This window comes from Streptomyces gilvosporeus, assembly GCF_002082195.1.
GTDB classification, from domain to species: domain Bacteria; phylum Actinomycetota; class Actinomycetes; order Streptomycetales; family Streptomycetaceae; genus Streptomyces; species Streptomyces gilvosporeus.
Genome location: NZ_CP020569.1, coordinates 1,995,463 through 2,014,002, shown reverse-complemented (window position 1 = coordinate 2,014,002; position 18,540 = coordinate 1,995,463). Strand labels below are relative to the sequence as shown.

At 71.3% G+C, this 18,540-nt stretch carries 17 protein-coding genes and 1 pseudogene; 10 read left to right on the top strand and 8 right to left on the bottom strand.

From position 1 onward, the window contains the following. Nucleotides 1-530 precede the first annotated feature (530 nt). Together B1H19_RS08855 and B1H19_RS08850 are read left to right on the top strand one after the other, a co-directional pair. Nucleotides 531-1,487 (top strand): alpha/beta hydrolase, encoded by a 957-nt coding sequence (locus tag B1H19_RS08855; protein WP_083104069.1) that lies wholly within the window; start codon nt 531-533, stop codon nt 1,485-1,487. A gap of 79 nt (nt 1,488-1,566) precedes the next feature. Continuing rightward, nucleotides 1,567-2,268: a class I SAM-dependent methyltransferase gene (locus B1H19_RS08850; protein WP_083104068.1), complete on the top strand. Its 702-nt coding sequence runs from the start codon at nt 1,567-1,569 to the stop codon at nt 2,266-2,268. Nucleotides 2,269-2,352: 84 nt separating this feature from the next. On the opposite strand, the gene panD is transcribed toward B1H19_RS08850, so the two are convergent. Beyond that, nucleotides 2,353-2,769 (bottom strand): aspartate 1-decarboxylase, encoded by a 417-nt coding sequence (gene panD / locus B1H19_RS08845; protein WP_083104067.1) that lies wholly within the window; start codon nt 2,767-2,769, stop codon nt 2,353-2,355. Between the two features lie 341 nt (nt 2,770-3,110). On the opposite strand from panD, the gene B1H19_RS08840 reads away from it, so the two are divergent. The 6 genes from B1H19_RS08840 to B1H19_RS08815 all read left to right on the top strand — a co-directional run bounded on the left by B1H19_RS08840 (nt 3,111) and on the right by B1H19_RS08815 (nt 11,215). Next, nucleotides 3,111-4,661 (top strand): tryptophan halogenase family protein, encoded by a 1,551-nt coding sequence (locus B1H19_RS08840; protein ID WP_083104066.1) that lies wholly within the window; start codon nt 3,111-3,113, stop codon nt 4,659-4,661. A gap of 111 nt (nt 4,662-4,772) precedes the next feature. Next, nucleotides 4,773-5,408, top strand: coding sequence for a flavin reductase family protein (locus B1H19_RS08835; protein ID WP_083104065.1), 636 nt, complete (start codon nt 4,773-4,775; stop codon nt 5,406-5,408). Then, entirely contained in the window at nt 5,402-6,718 is a 1,317-nt protein-coding gene (locus B1H19_RS08830) for a cation:proton antiporter domain-containing protein (RefSeq protein WP_083104064.1), read from the top strand. Before B1H19_RS08835 ends, B1H19_RS08830 begins: the two co-directional genes overlap by 7 nt. Before the next feature lie 124 nt (nt 6,719-6,842). Further along, a complete protein-coding gene (locus B1H19_RS08825) occupies nt 6,843-7,937 on the top strand; it encodes a cation diffusion facilitator family transporter (protein WP_237289231.1) in 1,095 nt (364 codons plus the stop codon). A 147-nt stretch (nt 7,938-8,084) separates the two neighbouring features. Further along, a complete protein-coding gene (locus tag B1H19_RS08820) occupies nt 8,085-8,630 on the top strand; it encodes a MarR family winged helix-turn-helix transcriptional regulator (RefSeq protein WP_083104063.1) in 546 nt (181 codons plus the stop codon). Then, complete coding sequence (locus tag B1H19_RS08815) at nt 8,627-11,215, top strand: MFS transporter (protein ID WP_083104062.1); 2,589 nt, start codon at nt 8,627-8,629, stop codon at nt 11,213-11,215. The genes B1H19_RS08820 and B1H19_RS08815 overlap by 4 nt, the downstream gene beginning before the upstream one ends. A gap of 104 nt (nt 11,216-11,319) precedes the next feature. Here the strand turns inward: B1H19_RS08815 and B1H19_RS08810 are convergent, their stop codons facing one another. From B1H19_RS08810 to B1H19_RS08800, 3 genes are all read right to left on the bottom strand, one after another. Then, entirely contained in the window at nt 11,320-12,741 is a 1,422-nt protein-coding gene (locus B1H19_RS08810; RefSeq protein ID WP_083104061.1) for a DUF2252 domain-containing protein, read from the bottom strand. A 20-nt stretch (nt 12,742-12,761) separates the two neighbouring features. Continuing rightward, nucleotides 12,762-13,148 (bottom strand): DUF7144 family membrane protein, encoded by a 387-nt coding sequence (locus B1H19_RS08805; protein WP_083104060.1) that lies wholly within the window; start codon nt 13,146-13,148, stop codon nt 12,762-12,764. Nucleotides 13,149-13,247: 99 nt separating this feature from the next. Beyond that, complete coding sequence (locus tag B1H19_RS08800; RefSeq protein ID WP_083104059.1) at nt 13,248-13,730, bottom strand: nuclear transport factor 2 family protein; 483 nt, start codon at nt 13,728-13,730, stop codon at nt 13,248-13,250. Nucleotides 13,731-13,857: 127 nt separating this feature from the next. Here B1H19_RS08800 and B1H19_RS08795 point away from each other — a divergent pair, with 127 nt between their 5' ends. Next, complete coding sequence (locus tag B1H19_RS08795) at nt 13,858-14,427, top strand: PadR family transcriptional regulator (protein WP_083104058.1); 570 nt, start codon at nt 13,858-13,860, stop codon at nt 14,425-14,427. A 542-nt stretch (nt 14,428-14,969) separates the two neighbouring features. Here the strand turns inward: B1H19_RS08795 and B1H19_RS08790 are convergent. The 4 genes and pseudogenes from B1H19_RS08790 to B1H19_RS08775 all read right to left on the bottom strand — a co-directional run bounded on the left by B1H19_RS08790 (nt 14,970) and on the right by B1H19_RS08775 (nt 18,217). Next, complete coding sequence (locus B1H19_RS08790) at nt 14,970-15,737, bottom strand: HAD family hydrolase (protein ID WP_083109503.1); 768 nt, start codon at nt 15,735-15,737, stop codon at nt 14,970-14,972. 111 nt (nt 15,738-15,848) lie between these two features. Beyond that, nucleotides 15,849-16,238 (bottom strand): annotated as a pseudogene (locus tag B1H19_RS39700) (phosphatase PAP2 family protein); the annotation flags it as partial. Between the two features lie 336 nt (nt 16,239-16,574). Then, the gene (locus B1H19_RS08780) at nt 16,575-17,510 is read right to left on the bottom strand and encodes a M56 family metallopeptidase (RefSeq protein ID WP_083104057.1); all 936 of its coding nucleotides are present in this window, start codon (nt 17,508-17,510) and stop codon (nt 16,575-16,577) included. 80 nt (nt 17,511-17,590) lie between these two features. After that, nucleotides 17,591-18,217 carry a DUF5134 domain-containing protein gene (locus B1H19_RS08775; RefSeq protein ID WP_083104056.1) on the bottom strand — a complete coding sequence of 209 codons (627 nt, stop codon included), beginning with the start codon at nt 18,215-18,217 and terminating at the stop codon, nt 17,591-17,593. 101 nt (nt 18,218-18,318) lie between these two features. Here B1H19_RS08775 and B1H19_RS40310 point away from each other — a divergent pair, with 101 nt between their 5' ends. Further along, nucleotides 18,319-18,447: a hypothetical protein gene (locus B1H19_RS40310; RefSeq protein WP_257789439.1), complete on the top strand. Its 129-nt coding sequence runs from the start codon at nt 18,319-18,321 to the stop codon at nt 18,445-18,447. Nucleotides 18,448-18,540 lie beyond the last annotated feature (93 nt).

Sequence of the window (18,540 nt, the reverse complement as noted above, 5' to 3'; positions counted from 1 at the left end):
CGTCCGGCCAGACTTCTTCGCAAGGAATTCTACGAAAGAGTGATATCGCCTCGATATTGCCCCAGTATTGATTCCTTATCGGGTCAATATCGAGTCGATATCGGGTCGTTGGATCGACTCGTGGCCGCATTTCCGGACGGGGTGGGATGCGGGTGCACGGACGCGGGTGCCGCATAAGGGAAACGCAAAGGAAAGCGGTGCCGTGCGTCAATTCCCCCTGAAAGACGGGACATCGGCGTGCGCCGCGCCGATGCGCGGCCCCCGCACGGCCGGAAGACCTGCGGAGGTGGCCGGATGCTCCGGTAGTCGTTACCGGTACGTGGCGGCGCCCGTCGGCCCCGTTCGGGTACAGTCGGCGATCCAGGTGTGAGCGCCCCGGCTGGTGCAGGTCATACCTGAGAGCTACAGACCAGTTGGCTCTCGAGCGGGATGTTCTTTCCGGCCGCGAATTCTAGGGTTCCACTCAGTCGGACAATGAGTGGAAGGGAACGGCGGCTGTGCGAGCGGCAAGATGGGGGAGGGGCGGTCTGATGGTGGCCGTCGCCGCAGCGATCGTGCTGTCGGTGAGTGCGGGGACCCGGTCGACGGCCGGTGCCCCCGCCGCGCCACGGCTTCCCGCCGTACAGGCCGACACCCTGACCGCGCGCTACGCCGCCAACCGCACCTACATATCCGACTCCGCGGCCGCGGCGCGGCGGATGGGGGACACCGACCGCGAGCGCCACCTGGAGCGACTGAACTCCCCCGGCCGCACCTTCCTCTCCTTCAGCCCGAAGGGCGACGGACAGGCCGTGGAGGTCCTCGGCGACCTGGCCGCGGCACACCGGATCGTGGTCCTGGTCCCGGGGTCGGACACCACCGTCGACACGTTCGACTACCTCGGTTCCCGCCAGGCCTCCCTCGGCGGCGGCGCCCGCTCGCTGTACGCGGAGCTGAACCGCCTCTCCAAGGCCCCGGTCGCCGTGGTCGCGTGGTACGGCTACCACGCCCCCCGGACGATGAGCCGGGAGATCGCCACCACCGCGCGTGCGGAGGAGGGCGGCCGGCTGCTGACGACGCTGTTGCAGCAGCTGCGGACCGCCAACACCCGCGCGCAGGTGACCTTCCTGTGCCACTCCTACGGCTCCGTGGTGTGCGGCAAGGCCCTCGGCGGGATGACCTCCCGCACCGCGTCCGGCCTCGCCGGCGTCGCCGTCTTCGGCAGCCCCGGTATGAGCCTGGGCTCGGTCTCCGACCTGCCCGTGCGGGTCCCGGTGTGGGCCGGCCGCGGCACCGACGACTGGATCGCGGGCGCTCCCCACGTCAGCGTGAACGTCTTCGGTGCGACCCTCGGCTTCGGCACCGACCCGACCTCCGCCTCCTTCGGCGCCCGGCCGTTCGCCGCCGGGGGCGCCGCCCACAGCGGCTATCTCGTACCGGGCAGTCCCCCGCTGCGCAATCTGGCCCTGATCGGTCTCGGCCGGGGCGCGGAGGTTTCCCATGACTGAGCTGCGCGCGCACCGCACGTGCCCTCCCCCTGAACCACAGTCCCACCCCATCAGCACGCAACGTCCCCGTGGAGGGAACATGGAATCCATAACCGTCGAGCAGGTCGCTAGCCTCTACCAGAAGTACCAGGACGACCTGCGCGCCGTCCGCGACAGCCAGCGGCAGTTCCTGCGCGACCGCGGTAAGACCATGAAGGCCCAGCTCGACGACTACGAAGCGGAGATGACGTATCTGCTGCTGCGCGATCTGCGTCCCGAGGTCGTGGTGGAGATCGGCACCTTCTACGGGTGGTCGACGATGTGGATCCTGAGCGCGCTGCGCGACAACGGCATCGGGCATCTGTATTCGTTCGACATCGTCGACAATGTGGTGCGCAACGTTCCGGAGGAACTCTCCGCGGACCGCTGGACGTTCACCAAGGGCGACGTCAAGCAGCACCTGGAGAAGGTGCCCACCGAGAAGACCGACTACCTCTTCATCGACGCGGACCACGGCGCCCGCTTCGCCCACTGGTACATCGACAACCTCTTCCCGGCCGTTCCCTCGGGTACGCCCACCAGCGTCCACGACGTCTTCCACGGCCGGCGGCCCAAGCCGTTCAGCGAGGGCTCGGTCGTCATGAAGTGGCTGGCCGAGAAGAACGTCGAGTTCCTGACGCCGTCCACCGCGAAGGCGCCGGAGGTCACGAAGCAACTGGCCGCCGTGAAGGCCGATCTGGGCCTGAGCGAGCCGGTGCGGGAGAGCGACCACAACCCGATGATCTTCTTCCACCTTCCGTAGTCCCGGCCGCGCAGCAGGGCCGACACACGTCCGCCGGCGGAGCAGGAATCCTGCTCCGCCGGCGGACGTTGTGGTGCGGGGAGGTTATGCGGAGACGGTGTCCCCGCGCAGCAGACCGGAGTCGGCCGGGACGTCCGCGGGGTCGCTGCCCTCGGTGAGGACCTTGTTCTGCCCGTCGACGAAGACCACCCGGGGCTTGAGGTCCCGGGCCTCGGCGTCGTCCACCGCCGCATACGCGATGATGATCACCAGGTCTCCCGGGCTGATCAGCCGGGCCGCGGCCCCGTTGATACCGATGACCCCGGAGTCGCGCGGGCCCTCGATGACATAGGTGGACAGCCGCGCACCGTTGTCGATGTCCACGATGTCCACCCGCTCTCCGGGGAGCAGATCGGCGGCCTCCATCAGGTCCGCGCTCACGGTCAGCGAGCCCACGTAGTGCAGATCGGCCTGCGTCACGGTGGCGCGATGGATCTTGGACTTCATCATGGTCCGGTACACGGTTGTCATTCCTTCGTCGATCCGCACACGGTCATCCCCGCGCACGCTAGGAGCCGGACCTATCGGCGCCGTATCGGCTGCCTAACACGGGCCGAGCCCGCCGAAGAGGGCGCGCCGCATGGCGGGTCGGCGCCCGCCCACCCCGGAGGACCTCGGTTTTTGCCCTGTGCCAGCCGGCCGCGCATGCCCGAAATGTCGGTCGTGAAGCCTCGATAACGAAAGAAAAGCCCGGCCTCCTACCGTCGCCGCAGGCAAACCGGCCGGACTGTCGGCGGTGTGCCGGCACGATCCAGCTCTCATCTCCGACCGGCTGGTTCCGTTCTTCGACGCAGGAGTTCAGCGTGATCAAATCAGTTGTCATCGTCGGCGGTGGCACCGCGGGATGGATGAGCGCCGCGTACCTCAAAGCGGCGTTCGGGGACCGCATTGACGTGACGCTGGTGGAATCCGACCGGGTCTCCACCATCGGCGTCGGAGAGGCGACCTTCAGCACCGTCCGCCACTTCTTCGACTACCTCGGCCTGGACGAGCGGGAATGGCTTCCGGAGTGTGCGGGCTCCTACAAGCTGGGCATCCGCTTCGAGAACTGGCGCAAGCCGGGCCACCACTTCTACCACCCCTTCGAACGGCTGCGGACGGCCGAGGGATTCACCCTCGCCGACTGGTGGCTGCTGGAGGGTGACCGCAGTGAGCCCTTCGACCGCTCCTGCTTCATCACCCCCGCGCTCTGCGAGGCCCAGCGCTCGCCGCGGATGCTCGACGGCTCCCTGTTCGCCGGCGACCTCGACGGCTCCCTGGGCCGCTCGACGCTGGAGGACCAGCGCGACCAGTTCCCCTACGCGTACCACTTCGACGCCTCGCTGCTCGCCAAGTTCCTGACGAAGTACGGCACCGACCGCGGCGTACGGCACGTCGTGGACGATGTCGTCGACGTCGCCCGCGACCAGCGCGGCTGGATCGGCCACGTCACCACGCGAGAGCACGGCGAGATCTCCGGCGATCTGTTCATCGACTGCACGGGCTTCCGCGGACTGCTGATCAACCAGACCCTGGAGGAGCCCTTCGAGTCCTTCCAGGACGTCCTGCCCAACAACCGCGCGGTCGCCCTGCGCGTCCCGCAGCCGGACCAGGCCACCAAGGGCATGCGGCCCTACACCACCGCGACCGCCATGGACGCGGGGTGGATCTGGACGATCCCGCTGTTCGGCCGCAACGGCAACGGCTATGTGTACTCCGACGAGTTCTGCACCCCCGAGGAGGCCGAGCGCACCCTGCGCGAGTTCGCCGCGCCGGGCCAGGACGACCTGGAGGCCAACCACATCCGGATGCGGATCGGCCGCAACCGCCGCTCCTGGGTCAACAACTGCGTGGCCATCGGCCTGTCCAGCGCCTTCGTCGAGCCGCTGGAGTCCACCGGCATCTTCTTCATCCAGCACGGCATCGAGCAGCTGGTGAAGAACTTCCCGGACCAGCACTGGGACCCGCAGCTGATGAAGGACTACAACGACCGCGTCGCCAACGTCCTCGACGGCGTCAAGGAGTTCCTGGTCCTGCACTACCGCGCCGCGCAGCGCGACGACACCGCGTACTGGAAGGAGGCCAAGGTCCGCCCGATCCCGGACGCGCTCGCCGCACGGCTGGAGACCGCCTCGTCGCACCTCCTGGACGAGCACACCATCTACCCGGCCTACCACGGCTTCGAGCAGTACTCGTGGATCACCATGCTGCTGGGCCTGGGCCATGAGCCGACCCGGCCGCGCCCGACGCTCGCGCACCTCGACCCGGCCGCGGCACGTGCGGAGCTGGCGGCACTGAAGGCCGACACGGAGCACCTGGTCAACTCCCTGCCCAGCTGCTACGAGTACCTCGCCTCGATCAACAAGGCCGGCTGAGCACGGTCCCCCCGCGCCGTGCGCCGATGCCCGTCCCCGCCCCACCGGCGGGCGGGCATCGGCGCCGCACGTTCCCGTATGCCCACCTTCTCTCCTGAAGGGCGACCGCGCATGGCCAGCCGCCTGCCCCTGTCCCCAGCCGCACGCACCGCCCCGCCTCCCGTCCGGTGGGAGACCGCCGAGGACGGCCCGGCACCGGTTCCCGTCAACGACTTCCGGTCGCTGATGAGCACCTTCCCCGCCGGCGTCGCGGTGGTCACCACCCACGGCCCCGACGGGCGCCCGCGCGGCCTGACCTGCACGTCCCTGGCCAGCGTCACGGCCGAACCACCGATCCTGTCCGTCTGTCTCACCACCCGCGGCGAGACCCTCCAAGCGCTGCGCGGCTGCGGCGCGTTCGCCGTAAACCTGCTGCACGAGCGGGCCCGGCACACCGCGGAGACCTTCGCCAAACCGGTGCCGGACCGCTTCGCGCACACCGTCTGGCAGCCGGCTCCCGAAACCGGTCTGCCGTGGCTGAGCGAGGACGCCTTCGCCACCGCCGAATGCCAGGTCGCCCACCTGGCGGAGATCGGCGACCACACGCTGGTCCTGGGCCTGGTCACCGGCCTGGTACAGGTCACCGGGACCCCGCTGCTCTACGGGGCGCACCGGTTCGCCTCCTGGCCCGGCGGCGACATCCCGGCCCCGCAGCATCTGGCCGGGCCGGCCCCGGTCCGCGCCGGTGTGGCGGAGTCGCCATGCTGACGGTGACGCTGGCCGCCTCCGGCGGCGCGGGCGCGGTGGACCCGATGGCCCGCTTTCTGCTGGCCGTCGCGGTGATCGTGCTGCTCAGCCACCTGCTGGGCGTGCTGCTCGGCAGGCTCGGCCAGCCCCTGGTGATCGGCGAGATCCTCGGCGGCCTGTTGCTGGGGCCCTCGGCGCTGGGCTGGATCTGGCCGGCGGGGCAGGCCTGGCTGCTGCCCCCGGAAGTCACCGCCACGCTCGACATGGCGGCCCAACTGGGCCTGGTGACCTTCATGTTCCTGCTCGGCTGCGAACTCGGCCTGGAGCAGACGGAGCATACGGGCCGCAAGGCGCTGGGCGCGGCCGTGGTCGGGGGAATGGGCCTGCCGTTCCTCGTCGGTACCGGCATCGCGGCCCTCGCCCCGGCGATGCTGAAGGGCTCAGCGCCCCAATTCGCGGGCTATGTCTGCTTCTTCGGCCTCGCCATGTCGATCACCGCGCTGCCGGTGCTCGCCAGGCTCCTGGTCGACCTCCGCATGGACCGCTCGTCGCTCGGCTCGTTCTCGCTGGCCGCCGCGGCCGTCGGGGACGGCGTCGCCTGGCTGGGCCTGACCGTCCTCCTCGCCGTGACCGGCACCGGCGGCACCCTGCACATCGCGACGACCGTCGGCATCACCCTGGCCCTGGTCGCCCTCACCGTGTTCGTGGTGCGCCCGCTGCTCGCGGCGGTGGTCCGCAAGGCGGAGCAACGGCCCGGCGGGGAGCGGCTGTTGCCCCTGTTGCTGGTCGGTGCCATCGCCTACGCCGTCGTCACCCATCTGCTGGGGCTGCATCCGGTCATCGGCGCGTTCCTCTTCGGCACGGCCGTCCCGCGCGATTCGACGGTCACCGCCCGGATGAACCAGCAGCTCCAGGGCTTCACCCTGACGGTGCTGCTGCCGCTGTTCTTCGCCGGTGTCGGGCTCCATGTCTCGATCGGTGCGCTCGGCCTGCACCCCGGCCCCTGGCTGGTGTTCGCCGGAATCCTGGTCGCGGCCACCCTCACCAAGATCGTCGGAGCCGGCGGAGCCGCCCGGGTGGCGGGTTTCCCCCGTACCGACGCGCTGCGTTTCGGCGCCCTGATGAACTGCCGCGGCGTCACCGAACTGGTGGTGGCGGGAATCGGCTGGCAGCTCCATCTGATCAGCGCGACCGGGCTGACGGTGCTGGTCCTGATGGCCCTGATCACCACCGCCGTCACGAGTCCGCTGCTCAAGGCCCTGGGCCCCACGTCCACGCCGCCCGCCCCGCAGCCGCGGGAGAAGCACCCCGTGGCCCAGTCGGCCGGGTGACACCCCGCGGGCCCGGCCGCCACCGGGCCCGCGCCCCTCATACGCAGCTGCGATGACATCGCAGCTGGTCACGGCCCGTATGAGGGTCATCGCCGCAATCGCCTCCGCGTGCCATGGTGGACGTATGGCAGGCAACCACACCCCTCTGCACGGCCACGGCCACGGCCACGGACACGACCACGGCCGCGGACACGACCACGGCGCGAGCCACGCCCACACGCACCCCCCGCGCCGTTGGGCGCGCCTGCGGCACCGGCTCGCGCACCTGGTCACCCCGCACAGCCACGACGCCATGGACAAGGTCGACGCGGCGATGGAGACCTCGCGCGAGGGCATGCGCACGCTGTGGCTCTCGCTCGGCATCCTGGGCCTGACCACCGTCGTCCAGGCGGCGGTCGTCGCGCTGTCCGGGTCGGTGGCGCTGCTCGGCGACACGATCCACAACGCGGCGGACGCCCTGACCGCCGTCCCGCTGGGCATCGCCTTCGTCGTGGGCCGGCGCTCGGCGAACCGTCGCTACACCTACGGCTACGGCCGGGCCGAGGACCTGGCCGGTATCGCGATCGTCCTGACCATCGCGGCCTCCTCGGCGCTGGCCGGTTACGAGGCGATCGACCGGCTGTTGCACCCGCGCGAGGTCACGCACCTGTGGGCGGTGGCGGCGGCCGCCGTCGTCGGCTTCGTCGGCAACGAATGGGTGGCCCGCCACCGCATCCGCACCGGCCGCCGGATCGGCTCCGCCGCCCTGGTCGCCGACGGTCTGCACGCCCGCACCGACGGCTTCACCTCCCTCGCCGTCCTCCTCGGCGCGGGCGGCGCCGCGCTCGGCCTGCGCATGGCCGACCCGGTCATCGGGCTGCTGATCACCGCCGCGATCCTGATGGTCCTGCGCGACGCGGCGCGCGAGGTCTACCGGCGCCTGATGGACTCCGTCGATCCCGGCCTCATCGACACCGCAGAAAACGCGCTGCGCCAGGTGGACGGCGTCCTCGGTGTCGGGCAGGTCCGTATGCGCTGGGTCGGTCATGCCCTGCGGGCCGAGGCGGACATCGTCGTCGACGCCCATCTGACCGTCGTGCAGGCCCATGCGCTCGCGGTCGCCGCCGAGCACGCCCTGATCCATGCCGTCCCCCGGCTGACCGCCGCCACCGTGCACACCGACCACACCAGCGACGGCACCGACCCGCACGCCGCCCTCGCCCATCACCTCGCGGCGTGACGGGACAGCTGAAAGCCGGCCCCACAGCCGGGCGACCGGGGAGGGGGTGGTCAAGCGCACACCGGGCCGTGGGTAGACTTGCTAGGTACAAGCAATATGTTTATCCGATGGCAGTGCCATCGAGCAGAGACAGCGGGGGACATGACGATGGGCAACGACACGGTCTGCCCCGGTGATCCGGCCGAAACCCCGCAGGTCACGGCCGCTTCGGGGCTGGACGAGGCGGCCGCCGGGCTGGGTACGGAGATCGTGCGCTTCTCGCGGCTGATCGCGGCGTGGAAGCAGCGGGCCAAGAACGGCGCGGCCGACCGGGTCCTGCTGGCCCGCCTGGTGGTCGGCGGGGACCGGAGGGCGACCGATCTGGCCGCGGATGCCTTCCTGGACCTTTCTACGGTCAGCCGGCAGGTGCGCTCCCTGGTGGAGCGGGGCCTGGTGGCCCGCCGTCCGGATCCCGAGGACCGCCGCGGGACGCTGCTGACCGCCACCGACGCGGGACGGGCCGCCTTCGGGGAGTACCGGCGCCAGCGCGACGCCGAACTGGCCGCGCTGCTGGAGCCGTGGCCACCGCAGGACCGGGCCGATCTGATCCGCCTCCTGGGCCGGCTCAACGAGGACTTGGCAGAACAACACGCACGGCAACTCCCAGGGGGAGACCAGGGCGACGCCGTGGATCAGGGAGACACACACGAATGAGCACCTCCACCTCGCCACCCGTGGCGGACAAGCCCGCGGCGATACCCGGCTCGGGGGGACTGAGTCACCGGCAGATCCTCACCATCCTCAGCGGTCTGATGCTGGGGATGTTCCTCGCCGCGCTCGACCAGACCATCGTCAGCACCTCGATCCGCACCATCGCCGACGATCTGCACGGCCTGAGCCAGCAGGCGTGGGCCACCACGGCCTACCTGATCACCTCGACCATCGCCACCCCGCTGTACGGCAAGCTGTCCGACCTGCACGGCCGCAAGCCGTACTACCTCACCGCGATCAGCGTTTTCGTCGTGGGCTCGGTGCTGTGCACCTTCTCCACCTCGATGACCGAACTGGCCGCCTTCCGGGCGGTCCAGGGACTGGGGGCCGGCGGTCTGATGTCGCTGGCGCTGGCGATCATCGGTGACATCGTCCCGCCGCGCGAACGCGCCCGCTACCAGGGCTACATGCTCGGCACCTTCGCCACCTCCAGCGTCGCCGGACCGCTCATCGGCGGCGCCCTGGCCGGTCAGGACCAGCTGCTGGGCATCACCGGCTGGCGCTGGGTCTTCCTGGTCAACGTGCCGATCGGCATCATCGCGCTGTTCGTCGTCGCCAAGGTGCTCAACATCCCGCACACCCGCCGCGACCACCGCATCGACTGGTGGGGCGCGCTCACCATCGCCATCGGCGTCGTACCGCTGCTGCTCGTCGCCGAGCAGGGCCGCGAATGGGGCTGGGGCTCGACGAGATCGCTGGTCTGCTACGGGGTCGGCGCCGTCGGCATCATCGCCTGGATCCTCGTGGAGCGGTGGATCGGCGACGACGCGCTGATCCCGATGCGGCTGTTCCGCAACGGCACCTTCAGCATGACCAGCCTGCTCTCCGTGCTGATCGGTATGGGGATGTTCGGCGGGATGCTGATGATCCCGCAGTACCTCCAGATCGTGAAGGGCGCCAGCCCCACCAGGTCGGGCCTGGAGATGCTGCCGCTGATGGCGGGCATGTTCATCGCCTCCATCGCGTCCGGCCAGATCACCGCCAAGACCGGCCGCTACAAGATCTTCCCGATCATCGGCACCGCGCTGATGGTCGCGGCGATGCTGCTGTTCCACTTCCGCGTCCAGTGGGACACCCCGCTGTGGCAGACCATGGTCTACATGCTCGTCTTCGGCCTCGGCCTGGGCGGCTGTATGCAGACCCTGGTGCTGGCGGTGCAGAACGCGGTGCCGCCGAAGGACATGGGCGTGGCGACCGCCTCGTCCACCTTCTTCCGGCAGATGGGCGCCACCGCCGGTACCGCGATCTTCCTGTCGGTGCTGTTCAGCACGGTCGGCGACAAGATCGCCTCGGCGTTCCGGTCGGCCGCCGGGACCCACCGCTTCCAGGCCGCGCTGCACGACCCCGCAGTGCTGCACGACCCGGCCAACGCGCCGGTGCTGAAGATGCTCAAGGGCAACGGCGGCGGGAACTCTTCCGGGGTGCTCAGCGATTCGTCGTTCATCCAGCACCTCGACCCGCGGCTGGCCGAGCCGTTCAAGCGCGGTTTCGCCGAGTCGATGCACACCGTCTTCCTGATGGGCGCGATCGTGGTCGCGCTGGCCTTCCTGCTGGTGCTGTTCGTCAAGGAGGTGCCGCTGCGGCAGCTGTCCGGACTCCAGGCGCGGGCGCAGGCGGATGCGGAGGCCAATGGGGAAGCGGCCGGGGCGGCCGGAGACGTCACCGGGGAGGCGACGGGCGCGGAGAGCGCGGCCGAGGGCGCCGCGGTGCCGGAGCCGGCCGAGGAGGCGCTCCCGGTGGCCGCCGCCGCATCCGTGGCGGACGGCCCCGTCATCCGAGGATCCGTACGGGACGGCAACGGCAGCCCGGTCGGGCAGGCCGTGGTCACCCTGATCGACGTCGGCGGGCGGCAGCTCGGCCGGACCTCTAGCGCGGCCGACGGCGGCTATGAGCTGCCCGCGCCCGGCCCGGGGACGTACGTCCTGATCGGCTCCGCCGGCTCCCGGCAGCCGCAGGCGGCGACCCTGGTCGTGGCGGCCGAGCCGGTGTATTTCGATCTGACGCTCAGCGGTTCGGCGGGGCTGTCCGGCGAGGTGCGCGAGGAGAAGGGCGACGAGCCGGTGCCCGGCGCGCTGGTCGTGGCCACCGACGTCCGGGGCGAGGTCGTGGCCTCGGGCCTGGCCGGCCAGGACGGCGGCTTCAGCTTCGGCGAACTGGTCCCGGGCAGCTACACGCTGGCCGTCAGCGCCGACCACCACCGTCCCTCCGCCCTCCAGGTGGAGGTCGTCCCCGGCAGCCGCAACTGGTACGAGGTCCGGCTGGCGCACGGCGCACGGGTGCGCGGTGTGGTGCGGACGGCGGACGGCGGCCCGGTGCACGACGCCCGGGTGACCCTGCTCGACCCGGCGGGCAACGTCGTGGGCACGGCCACCACCGGCCCCGACGGTGCGTATGTCTTCACCGATCTCGACGGCGGCGAGTTCACCGTGATCGCCAGCGGCTACCCGCCGGCCGCCCGGCCGCTGCGGCTGGAGGGCACCGGGCGCGGCGAGTTCGACATCGAGCTGGGGCACGATCCGGTGATCTGACGGTCGCCGGAGCGGCACCCTCGCAGCGAGCGCCCGGCCGGGGTTCCCGGCCGGGCGTTCGTACGTGGTCCCGGCTCGTCGGCGGCGATGCGGCGCGCCCGGCGTCAACCCTGCTCGGCGGTGACCCGGCCCGCCCGGACCGCATCCACCAGCGCCTGGTGGTCGCGCTCGTTCTGATCGGCGTAACACTCCGCGAAGCGCACCAGCGCCTCGTCGAAGGCATCGCTGTTGCCGAGATATCCGGCCATCGCGATCCGGTCCCCGCTGCGCGCATGGGCCCGCGCCAGCGTCGCCCCGCACAGCGCGGCAAGCCGCCGCATCCCCCGCGGAACCATGAGCTGCGTTTCGATGACGCCCTTCCAGTCCCGCAACTGCCGTATGTAGAAGTCGCGTTGGACCCCGTCGAAGCCGGTGAACCGCTCCCAGCCGAGGAAGATGTCACCGGCCGCCTGCATCAGCCGCTGCCCCGTGACGACCCGCTCGCCCTGGTTGTCGTAGCGGCTCGGGGCGGTGTGCCGGGCCAGGACGGAGGTGCCGGCCTCCTTCGCCTGGAGCAGCAGCGGATCATCGGCGTCCTTCCCCAGCAGCAGCAGGATCCAGCAGCGGGTGCCGACGCTGCCCACCCCGACCACCTTCCGGGCCATGTCGACCACCCGGTACTGCTCCAGCAGACGGCGGTGGTCCGACCGCAGGCAGCCGGCGTACGACTCGATCAGGCCGCGCAGCAGCTCCTCCGTCCGGTCGGCCTCGGCGTCCGGCAGCAGTTCCCGCAGCGGCACGATCAGCGGCGGATCGGCGGCGAAGCGCGGTCGGCCGCCGTCCGTCCGCACCAGCTTGCGGAACGCCTGAAGGGTGTCGCGCGAACGGGCCTTGTCCATGGCCTGGCTCAACCGTCTGCGGCCGAGACCGCTCAGCCGGTTGGCCTCCGCGACCCGTACGTCCTCCATATCGGCACGCGCGTACCAGACGTCGAGGGTGCGCATCCGCGCATAGCGGCGCAGCTGTTCACGGTACGACGCGGCGGCGCTGCGCACGATGCCGGAGCGGACGGACGCATCGAAGCCGTTCTCGCGCCCGGCGACCACCAGGCTCGTGGCGAGCCGCTTGACGTCCCACTCCCAGGGGCCGGGCAGCGTCTCGTCGAAGTCGTTGAGGTCGAAGAGCAGATGGCGCTCGGGGGAGGCCAGCAGCCCGAAGTTCAGCAGATGGGCGTCACCGCACAGCTGGGAGATGAGCCCGGTGGACGGGGTGGTGGCCAGATCGGCGGCCATGATGGCGGCGGCGCCCCGGTAGAAGCGGAAGGGCGACTCCAGCATCCGGCCGTAGCGCAGCGGCACCAACTCCGGCACCCGGCGGGCCGATTGCTCCTCCAGCAGGTCGACGGGGTCGGCGCGGTCCGCCGCCGGGGTGTACTCGCCCTGCCGGGAGCGGGGGACCTCCCCGCGCAGCGCCTTGCCGGCCGCCGCGCGCTCGCTCGGGGAGGCGCCTGGTGCCGTCGGATCGCCGGACGCGGCCGTCGTCGCCATCGTCGGGTCCCGGACCGCTCCTAGGTCACCCGGCGCCGGTCACCCGCGCACAGCGCCCAGATGATGGTGATGTCGAGGCCGAGCAGCACGAGGGCCCAGAACGGGGCGTGCGGAATCCACAGGAAGTTGCCGAGCGCGGACAGCGCGGCCAGGATGACGCCGACCACCCGCGCCCACACCGCGCCGCCGAACAGCGCGAGGCCCGCGAAGAAGATGACGATGCCCAGGACGAGGTGGATCCATCCCCAGCCCACCACGCTGAACGAGAAGACGTAGTCGCGGGTCGCGACGAAGACATGGCCGTGGGCGATGGCGACGATGCCTTCGAGGACCGCCATCACACCGCCGAAGACCATCAGCACCGCGGCGAGTATCGTCCAGCCGCTGACACGTTTCCTAGAGGCCATGGCGTGCTCCTCACAGGGGCGTACGGACCCGGGGAGGCCGGGAAAGGTCTGGCCGTCGACACCCGAGCCCGTCGGCGGACACGCTGTTCCTTCACGGTTTCACAGGGGCCGCGGGCCCGCATCTCCGGCGGGCGGCGCCGGCACCAGGCCCTCGGCGACCAGCCCGGCCAGCACCGCCTCGCTCAGCGCGTGCACGGCGGACTGCGGGCGCACCATGACCGTGAACTCCTTGATCCGGCCGCCGCCATGGCCGTCGCCGTCCCCGTCACCGTCTCCGTCGAGGTGCAGCAGATCGATGCCGTGGATCTCCTTGCCGTTGACGGTTGCCCGGAACAGCAGGACCGCCGAGGGGGCGACGGTGCCGTCCGCGCTGGTCTCCGAGCTGCCGGTGAAGTCGCCGACATAGCGGAAGTCCTCGAAGGTGCGCAGCAGGACCCCGAACAGGCCCAGCACCATCGGCTTGCCCTCGAAGGGGGTGAACTTCACGGGGCTGTAGAAGCGGATGTCGTCGGTGAACAGATCATCCAGGACCGCGAGGTCGCGGCTCTCGACGGCGGCGCGGAAGCGTTCTGCTGCGGTCATGACGTCCCCTTTGGGGTGCTGGGCAGGGCCTTCCTGCCGTCTCGATACTGCGAATACTCATGAATGTGAGTAGTCAGATTCATGAGTATCATGGCGGTGTACATACGGCCAGAGGAGGCGATCCGAGGTGGCATTGCGGCACGCCGTGCTGGCGGCCCTGCTCGACGGGGAGTTGAGCGGCTATCAGCTGACCAAGGTCTTCGATCTCGGGGTGGCGAACTTCTGGCATGCGCAGCCGCAGCAGCTCTACGCGGAGCTGACGCGGCTGGAGAAGGACGGGCTGGTCACGGGCCGGGAAGTGGTCCAGGACACCCGGCCCACCAAGCGCCTGTTCACGGTCACCGACGCCGGTCTGGCCGAACTCGACCGTTTCACGGCCGCCGCCGCCAAGCCCTCGTTCATCCGCGACGACCTGGTCGTCAAGGTCCAGGCCGCCGACCATGTCGACACCGAAACGCTGATCGCGCAGCTCACCGAGCGCACCGCCTTCGCCCAGGCCAAGATCGATCTGTTCGCCGAGCTGCTGCGCGGGATGCGGGGCGAGCGCACCGAGGAGGACTTCCTGCGGCACGGCGAGCGCATCGGGCCGTATCTGACCTGTCTGCGCGGTCTCGCCTTCGAGCGGGGCAACCGCGACTGGTGTGAGAGCGTGATCACCGTTCTGCGGGAGAGGCAGCGCGCCCATGCACGGCACTGACAGCGGCACCGACCCGAGCCGCCCGCGCTACCTGCGGTATGTCGCCCTGGGCGACAGCCAGACCGAGGGCCTCGGCGACGGCGACGACACCACCGCTGCGCTTTGCCTGGGCCGACGGTTCGACTTTCCCGCCGTTGCGCCTGCGGCGGGCTGTTGCCGCTTGCGCGGGGCTGTTCGGCTGCGGGGCCGGGCCTCCGGACTTCGTCCTGCGGCCCGGCCCCTCCCCGTTGTGGGTGGGAGAAAACCAGTGGGGGACCCTTGGGCGGTCGGGTGCCGCTCGTCGATCGCGACACACGAGGCACGCCCCCACCGGCCCCTTTCCCCCCACCGTCGGGAGGGGCCGGACCGGAGGACGAAGTCCGCAGGGGCGGCACCGCGGCCGACAAACAACCCCAGCCCGCCGCAGGCGCAACGGCGAATAACCCCCACGGCGGGACGGCCGACAACGTGGGGAGAAAGGGCCGGCGACGGCCGCACGGCGAAACGTCCCCGCCTGCTGCCCGTAGGGACGACCGCCGACGGGGGCCGAAGCTGATCGAGCGTCAGGAGTAGCTGGTACTGCGGGACGTGTCCGGGTCCGGGGCCCGGCCCGCAGGACCCGTCAGCCCCACCCGTTCCAGCACCGTCCGCAGTGCGTCGGGCCGCTCCTCTGCCGGGAGATGGTCCACCGGCAGATAGCCGCAGCCCAGCGCCGTGGCACCGCCGTCCGCCCGGCGGTCGTCGCCCACCATCAGCACCTCGTCCGGCGGCAGCCCCAGCGCCTCGCAGGCGAGCGCGAAGATCTTCGGGTCCGGCTTCTGGACGCGGTGTTCGTAGGACAGGACGTAGTGGTCGACAAAGCGGTCCAGCCCGTGGGCGCGCAGCACCGGCCGCAGATCCCAGCCGATATTGCTCAGCACGCCGATGCGGAGCCCGGCACCGTGCAGCCGCGCCAGCACCTCGGCGGCATCGGGGTACGGGATCCATGCCTCCGGCGTCTTGTGGCGGTCGTAGAGGACGTCGTACAACTCCGGTGCGGGGAGCGGAACTTGGCGGGCCAGTCCGGTGTACGCCGCGCGGTGGTGGGCGGCTTCGCGGTCGCGGCTCTCCCACAGCTCGGCCAGATCGGCGGGGATCTCGACAGGGGAGGCCCCGCCGGGCAGCGCGCCCGCCCGCTCCAAGGCCGCCGCGGTGCGGGCGATCCCGGCGTCGTCCATGGCGGTGCCGGACGCGTCCAATGCGGCGCGCAGCCAGGACTCGGCCGGCTCGATCCGCAGCAGCGTTCCGGAGAAGTCGAAGAGCACACCCTTGAACGTCGTCATGGTCGTCATGTCTGCCATCCTGTCCGCCGTACGGCCTTCGGCCAACCCGGGGCCGCCGGAGGGCACCGGCCGACCGCCCGCCCGCTCCGCGCACCCCCGGTACGCCGCGGCCGCCCCGGTCACCAGCGCCCCGCCCAGCAGCCAGCCGCCGACGACGTCCGACAGCCAGTGCACGCCCACATACACCCGGGTGAAGCCGACGCCGAGGACCGAGACGGCCACCAGCACCCGCGCCGCCCACCGCACACCGCGGCGCGCCCCGTGCAGCCGCAGCAGCCACAGGACGAGCCCGCCCGCCACCGTCACCGACAGCGCATGCCCCGAGGGATACGCCGCGTAGTCCGCGGAAACGACCGGATCCGGCCAGACGGGGCGCGCCCGGTCGATCACGGCCTTGAGCGTCTGCTGGAGCGCCGTACCGAGGAGCGAGGTCGCCGCCACCCACACCCCGAGCACCCAGGCCCCCCGCCGCACCAGCAGGCACACCGCCACCGCGAGCAGGGCGCGCATGGTCCAGGGGTCCCACACCCAGTCGGTCAGCAGCAGGTTGAGCCGGGTCCAGGCGGGTTCGCGGACGGCGAGATGATGGAGCGCGGTGGCCAGGGAGTGATCGAGGGAGAGCAGCGGGCTCCAGCGCAGGACGACCAGGGTGGTGAGGAGGGCGAAAGCGAGGAGGAAGGGGACGGGGAGGAAGAGGGGGAAGGGAAGCGCGCCCGGGGTGCGGCGGGGCCGTGGTGCCCTGGGGGGCACGGGGGTCACGGGGGACATGGGGTGATCCTCGCGTACGAACGGGGCCAGGGGCGAGCCCCGGATCCCGCTCGCTCCGGCGGTGCGCCGACGCCCGGCCTACCGCAGCGCGCTGAGCCCGGGGATGAACGTCACCAGCAGCGGTACGGCCGGGACCAGCGCCGCGAACGCCGTCATCCGCAGCCGGCGGGCCGGGGTGAAGCGGGGCGGCGGCGTCAGCAGCCGGTCCACCCGCTGCGGAACCTGCGCGAGCTGGGGCGGGCAGGGGCCGAACACCCCGCGGTCCTCGTTGAGTTCGACCAGCGCCAGGGCGATGGTCAGCCGGCCGAAGCGGCGCGAGGCGGAGTCGTCGGCGGCCAGCTCGACCAGCCGGTGCACCTGGTCGCGGAACGCGGCGAAGACCGGCACCTGCGGGAAACCGGCGGCCAGCGCGGAGGCGCAGTAGAGGAGGAGGTCGTGCCGGGCGCGGGCATGGCCCTGCTCATGCGCGATCAGCGCATCCAGCTGACGGTCCTTCAGGCGGCGCAACGCCGAGGTGGTGACGACCAGTTGGGGTGAAGGCTGCTGGAGCCACCAGGCCCCCGGGCGGTCGCTCTCCAGGACGACCAGACGCTCGCCCGCGGGCTCCTCGCCGGGCAGCAGCGGGGCGCGGTCCAGCAGATCGGCCCGCCGCCGACGCCGACGGGCGCGGGCGGCCCGCACCTCGCGGGTCAGGGCGAGGGCCGTCCAGGCGCCACCGCCCGCCAGGAAGAGGGCGAGCGCACCGGCCCAGGGCCCGTACGGCTTGAGGGCGTATGCCTCGACGACCACCCTCGGGGCGAGGCCGAAGACCGGGACGCGGACGGACTCCCAGGCGGCGGCCGCGCTCAGCGACATCGCGAGCGCACAGCACAGCAGGACCCCGGCCACCACGCACTGCCACACCCACAGGGCGAGCACCGGCTCGCGGTCGGGCCAGTCGGAACGGGCCATCAGCCGCGGCGCCGTCGCCGCGGCCAGCACGCCGAGAACCATCAGCGCGAGGGTGACCATCATGGCGCCAGCCTATGAGCGGCCGCTACCAGTGGGTACGCCCGCGCGACCTATGTGACACACGCCACTTTCGTGCGCCCGGGTCACATCGTCAGCAGCATGGCGACCATGGCCAGCCCCATCGCCACCCGGCAGGCCGCCACCACCGGGGGCCGCACGCACGCCACCGCTCCCACCGGACCGCCGCTCACCACGGCCGGCGGGACGAGACGGACCCCAGCGGCGAGGACGAAGACGATGTAGTACGCGAGCAACAGCCCCGTCAGCAACGGCATCCCACCGGGCGTCCCATGGCTCATAGCCTCAACGGAACCCATGGGCATCGTGGCACTCACGGGCCCACCGGAACCCATCGCCCCCTCAGAACCCACCCCCATCCCCGTACTCATCGACCCGTCATGCCCCAGCACCATCGCCAGCGCCATGTACACCATCGCCACCGCATCCACCGCATGATGAAGATGACGCCTCATCAGCGCCCATACCCCCATGGCCCCGAAGCCCGCCACGAACAGCCACGACGACCACGACGGCGGCGCAAAGGCCGACGCGGGCAGCGCCATCACGGCCATCCCCAGCCCCATCAGCCCCTCGCCCCGCAGCTCCGCACGCTGCGCGGCGCTCCCCGTACGCATCCGCAACAGGCAGTACGCCCCCGCCGCGCCACACAACACCACCAGCAGCCAGCCGACGAACGCCGATCCGTGCACGGCACACCTCCCCCATCACTCCGCCCGCAGGTTGCCCGGATCCCGCCGGGCGTACGGGAGCGCACCGGCGCAACGGGGGAGCGCACGCGTATCACGGGATCGTGCTGTTCCTGATCTTCCTGGCTATCGGCATCGCGTTGATCTGCCCGGTGGCCCACTTTGTCCGGCGTGCTGGGGTGGCGTACCGGCTGGATGAGCACGTCGCGACGGGCACAGCGCGACAGGGGTGACACGGGCGGCCTCGGAGTGTGCGGGCGTCACCCTCTGGGTTGTCCGGTGGCGAGGTCGGGCGTGGGCTGGTAGCTGTGGAAAGAGGGGGGACC

What these genes read in the sequence shown, in the direction of transcription:
- B1H19_RS08855 (WP_083104069.1), top strand. Translation starts at nt 531, where the DNA reads ATGGTGGCCGTCGCCGCAGCGATCGTGCTGTCGGTGAGTGCGGGGACC.
- B1H19_RS08850 (WP_083104068.1), top strand. Translation starts at nt 1,567, where the DNA reads ATGGAATCCATAACCGTCGAGCAGGTCGCTAGCCTCTACCAGAAGTAC.
- B1H19_RS08835 (WP_083104065.1), top strand. Translation starts at nt 4,773, where the DNA reads ATGGCCAGCCGCCTGCCCCTGTCCCCAGCCGCACGCACCGCCCCGCCT.
- B1H19_RS08830 (WP_083104064.1), top strand. Translation starts at nt 5,402, where the DNA reads ATGCTGACGGTGACGCTGGCCGCCTCCGGCGGCGCGGGCGCGGTGGAC.
- B1H19_RS08825 (WP_237289231.1), top strand. Translation starts at nt 6,843, where the DNA reads ATGGCAGGCAACCACACCCCTCTGCACGGCCACGGCCACGGCCACGGA.
- B1H19_RS08820 (WP_083104063.1), top strand. Translation starts at nt 8,085, where the DNA reads ATGGGCAACGACACGGTCTGCCCCGGTGATCCGGCCGAAACCCCGCAG.
- B1H19_RS08815 (WP_083104062.1), top strand. Translation starts at nt 8,627, where the DNA reads ATGAGCACCTCCACCTCGCCACCCGTGGCGGACAAGCCCGCGGCGATA.
- B1H19_RS08810 (WP_083104061.1), bottom strand. Translation starts at nt 12,741, where the DNA reads ATGGCGACGACGGCCGCGTCCGGCGATCCGACGGCACCAGGCGCCTCC.
- B1H19_RS08805 (WP_083104060.1), bottom strand. Translation starts at nt 13,148, where the DNA reads ATGGCCTCTAGGAAACGTGTCAGCGGCTGGACGATACTCGCCGCGGTG.
- B1H19_RS08800 (WP_083104059.1), bottom strand. Translation starts at nt 13,730, where the DNA reads ATGACCGCAGCAGAACGCTTCCGCGCCGCCGTCGAGAGCCGCGACCTC.
- B1H19_RS08790 (WP_083109503.1), bottom strand. Translation starts at nt 15,737, where the DNA reads ATGACGACCATGACGACGTTCAAGGGTGTGCTCTTCGACTTCTCCGGA.
- B1H19_RS08780 (WP_083104057.1), bottom strand. Translation starts at nt 17,510, where the DNA reads ATGATGGTCACCCTCGCGCTGATGGTTCTCGGCGTGCTGGCCGCGGCG.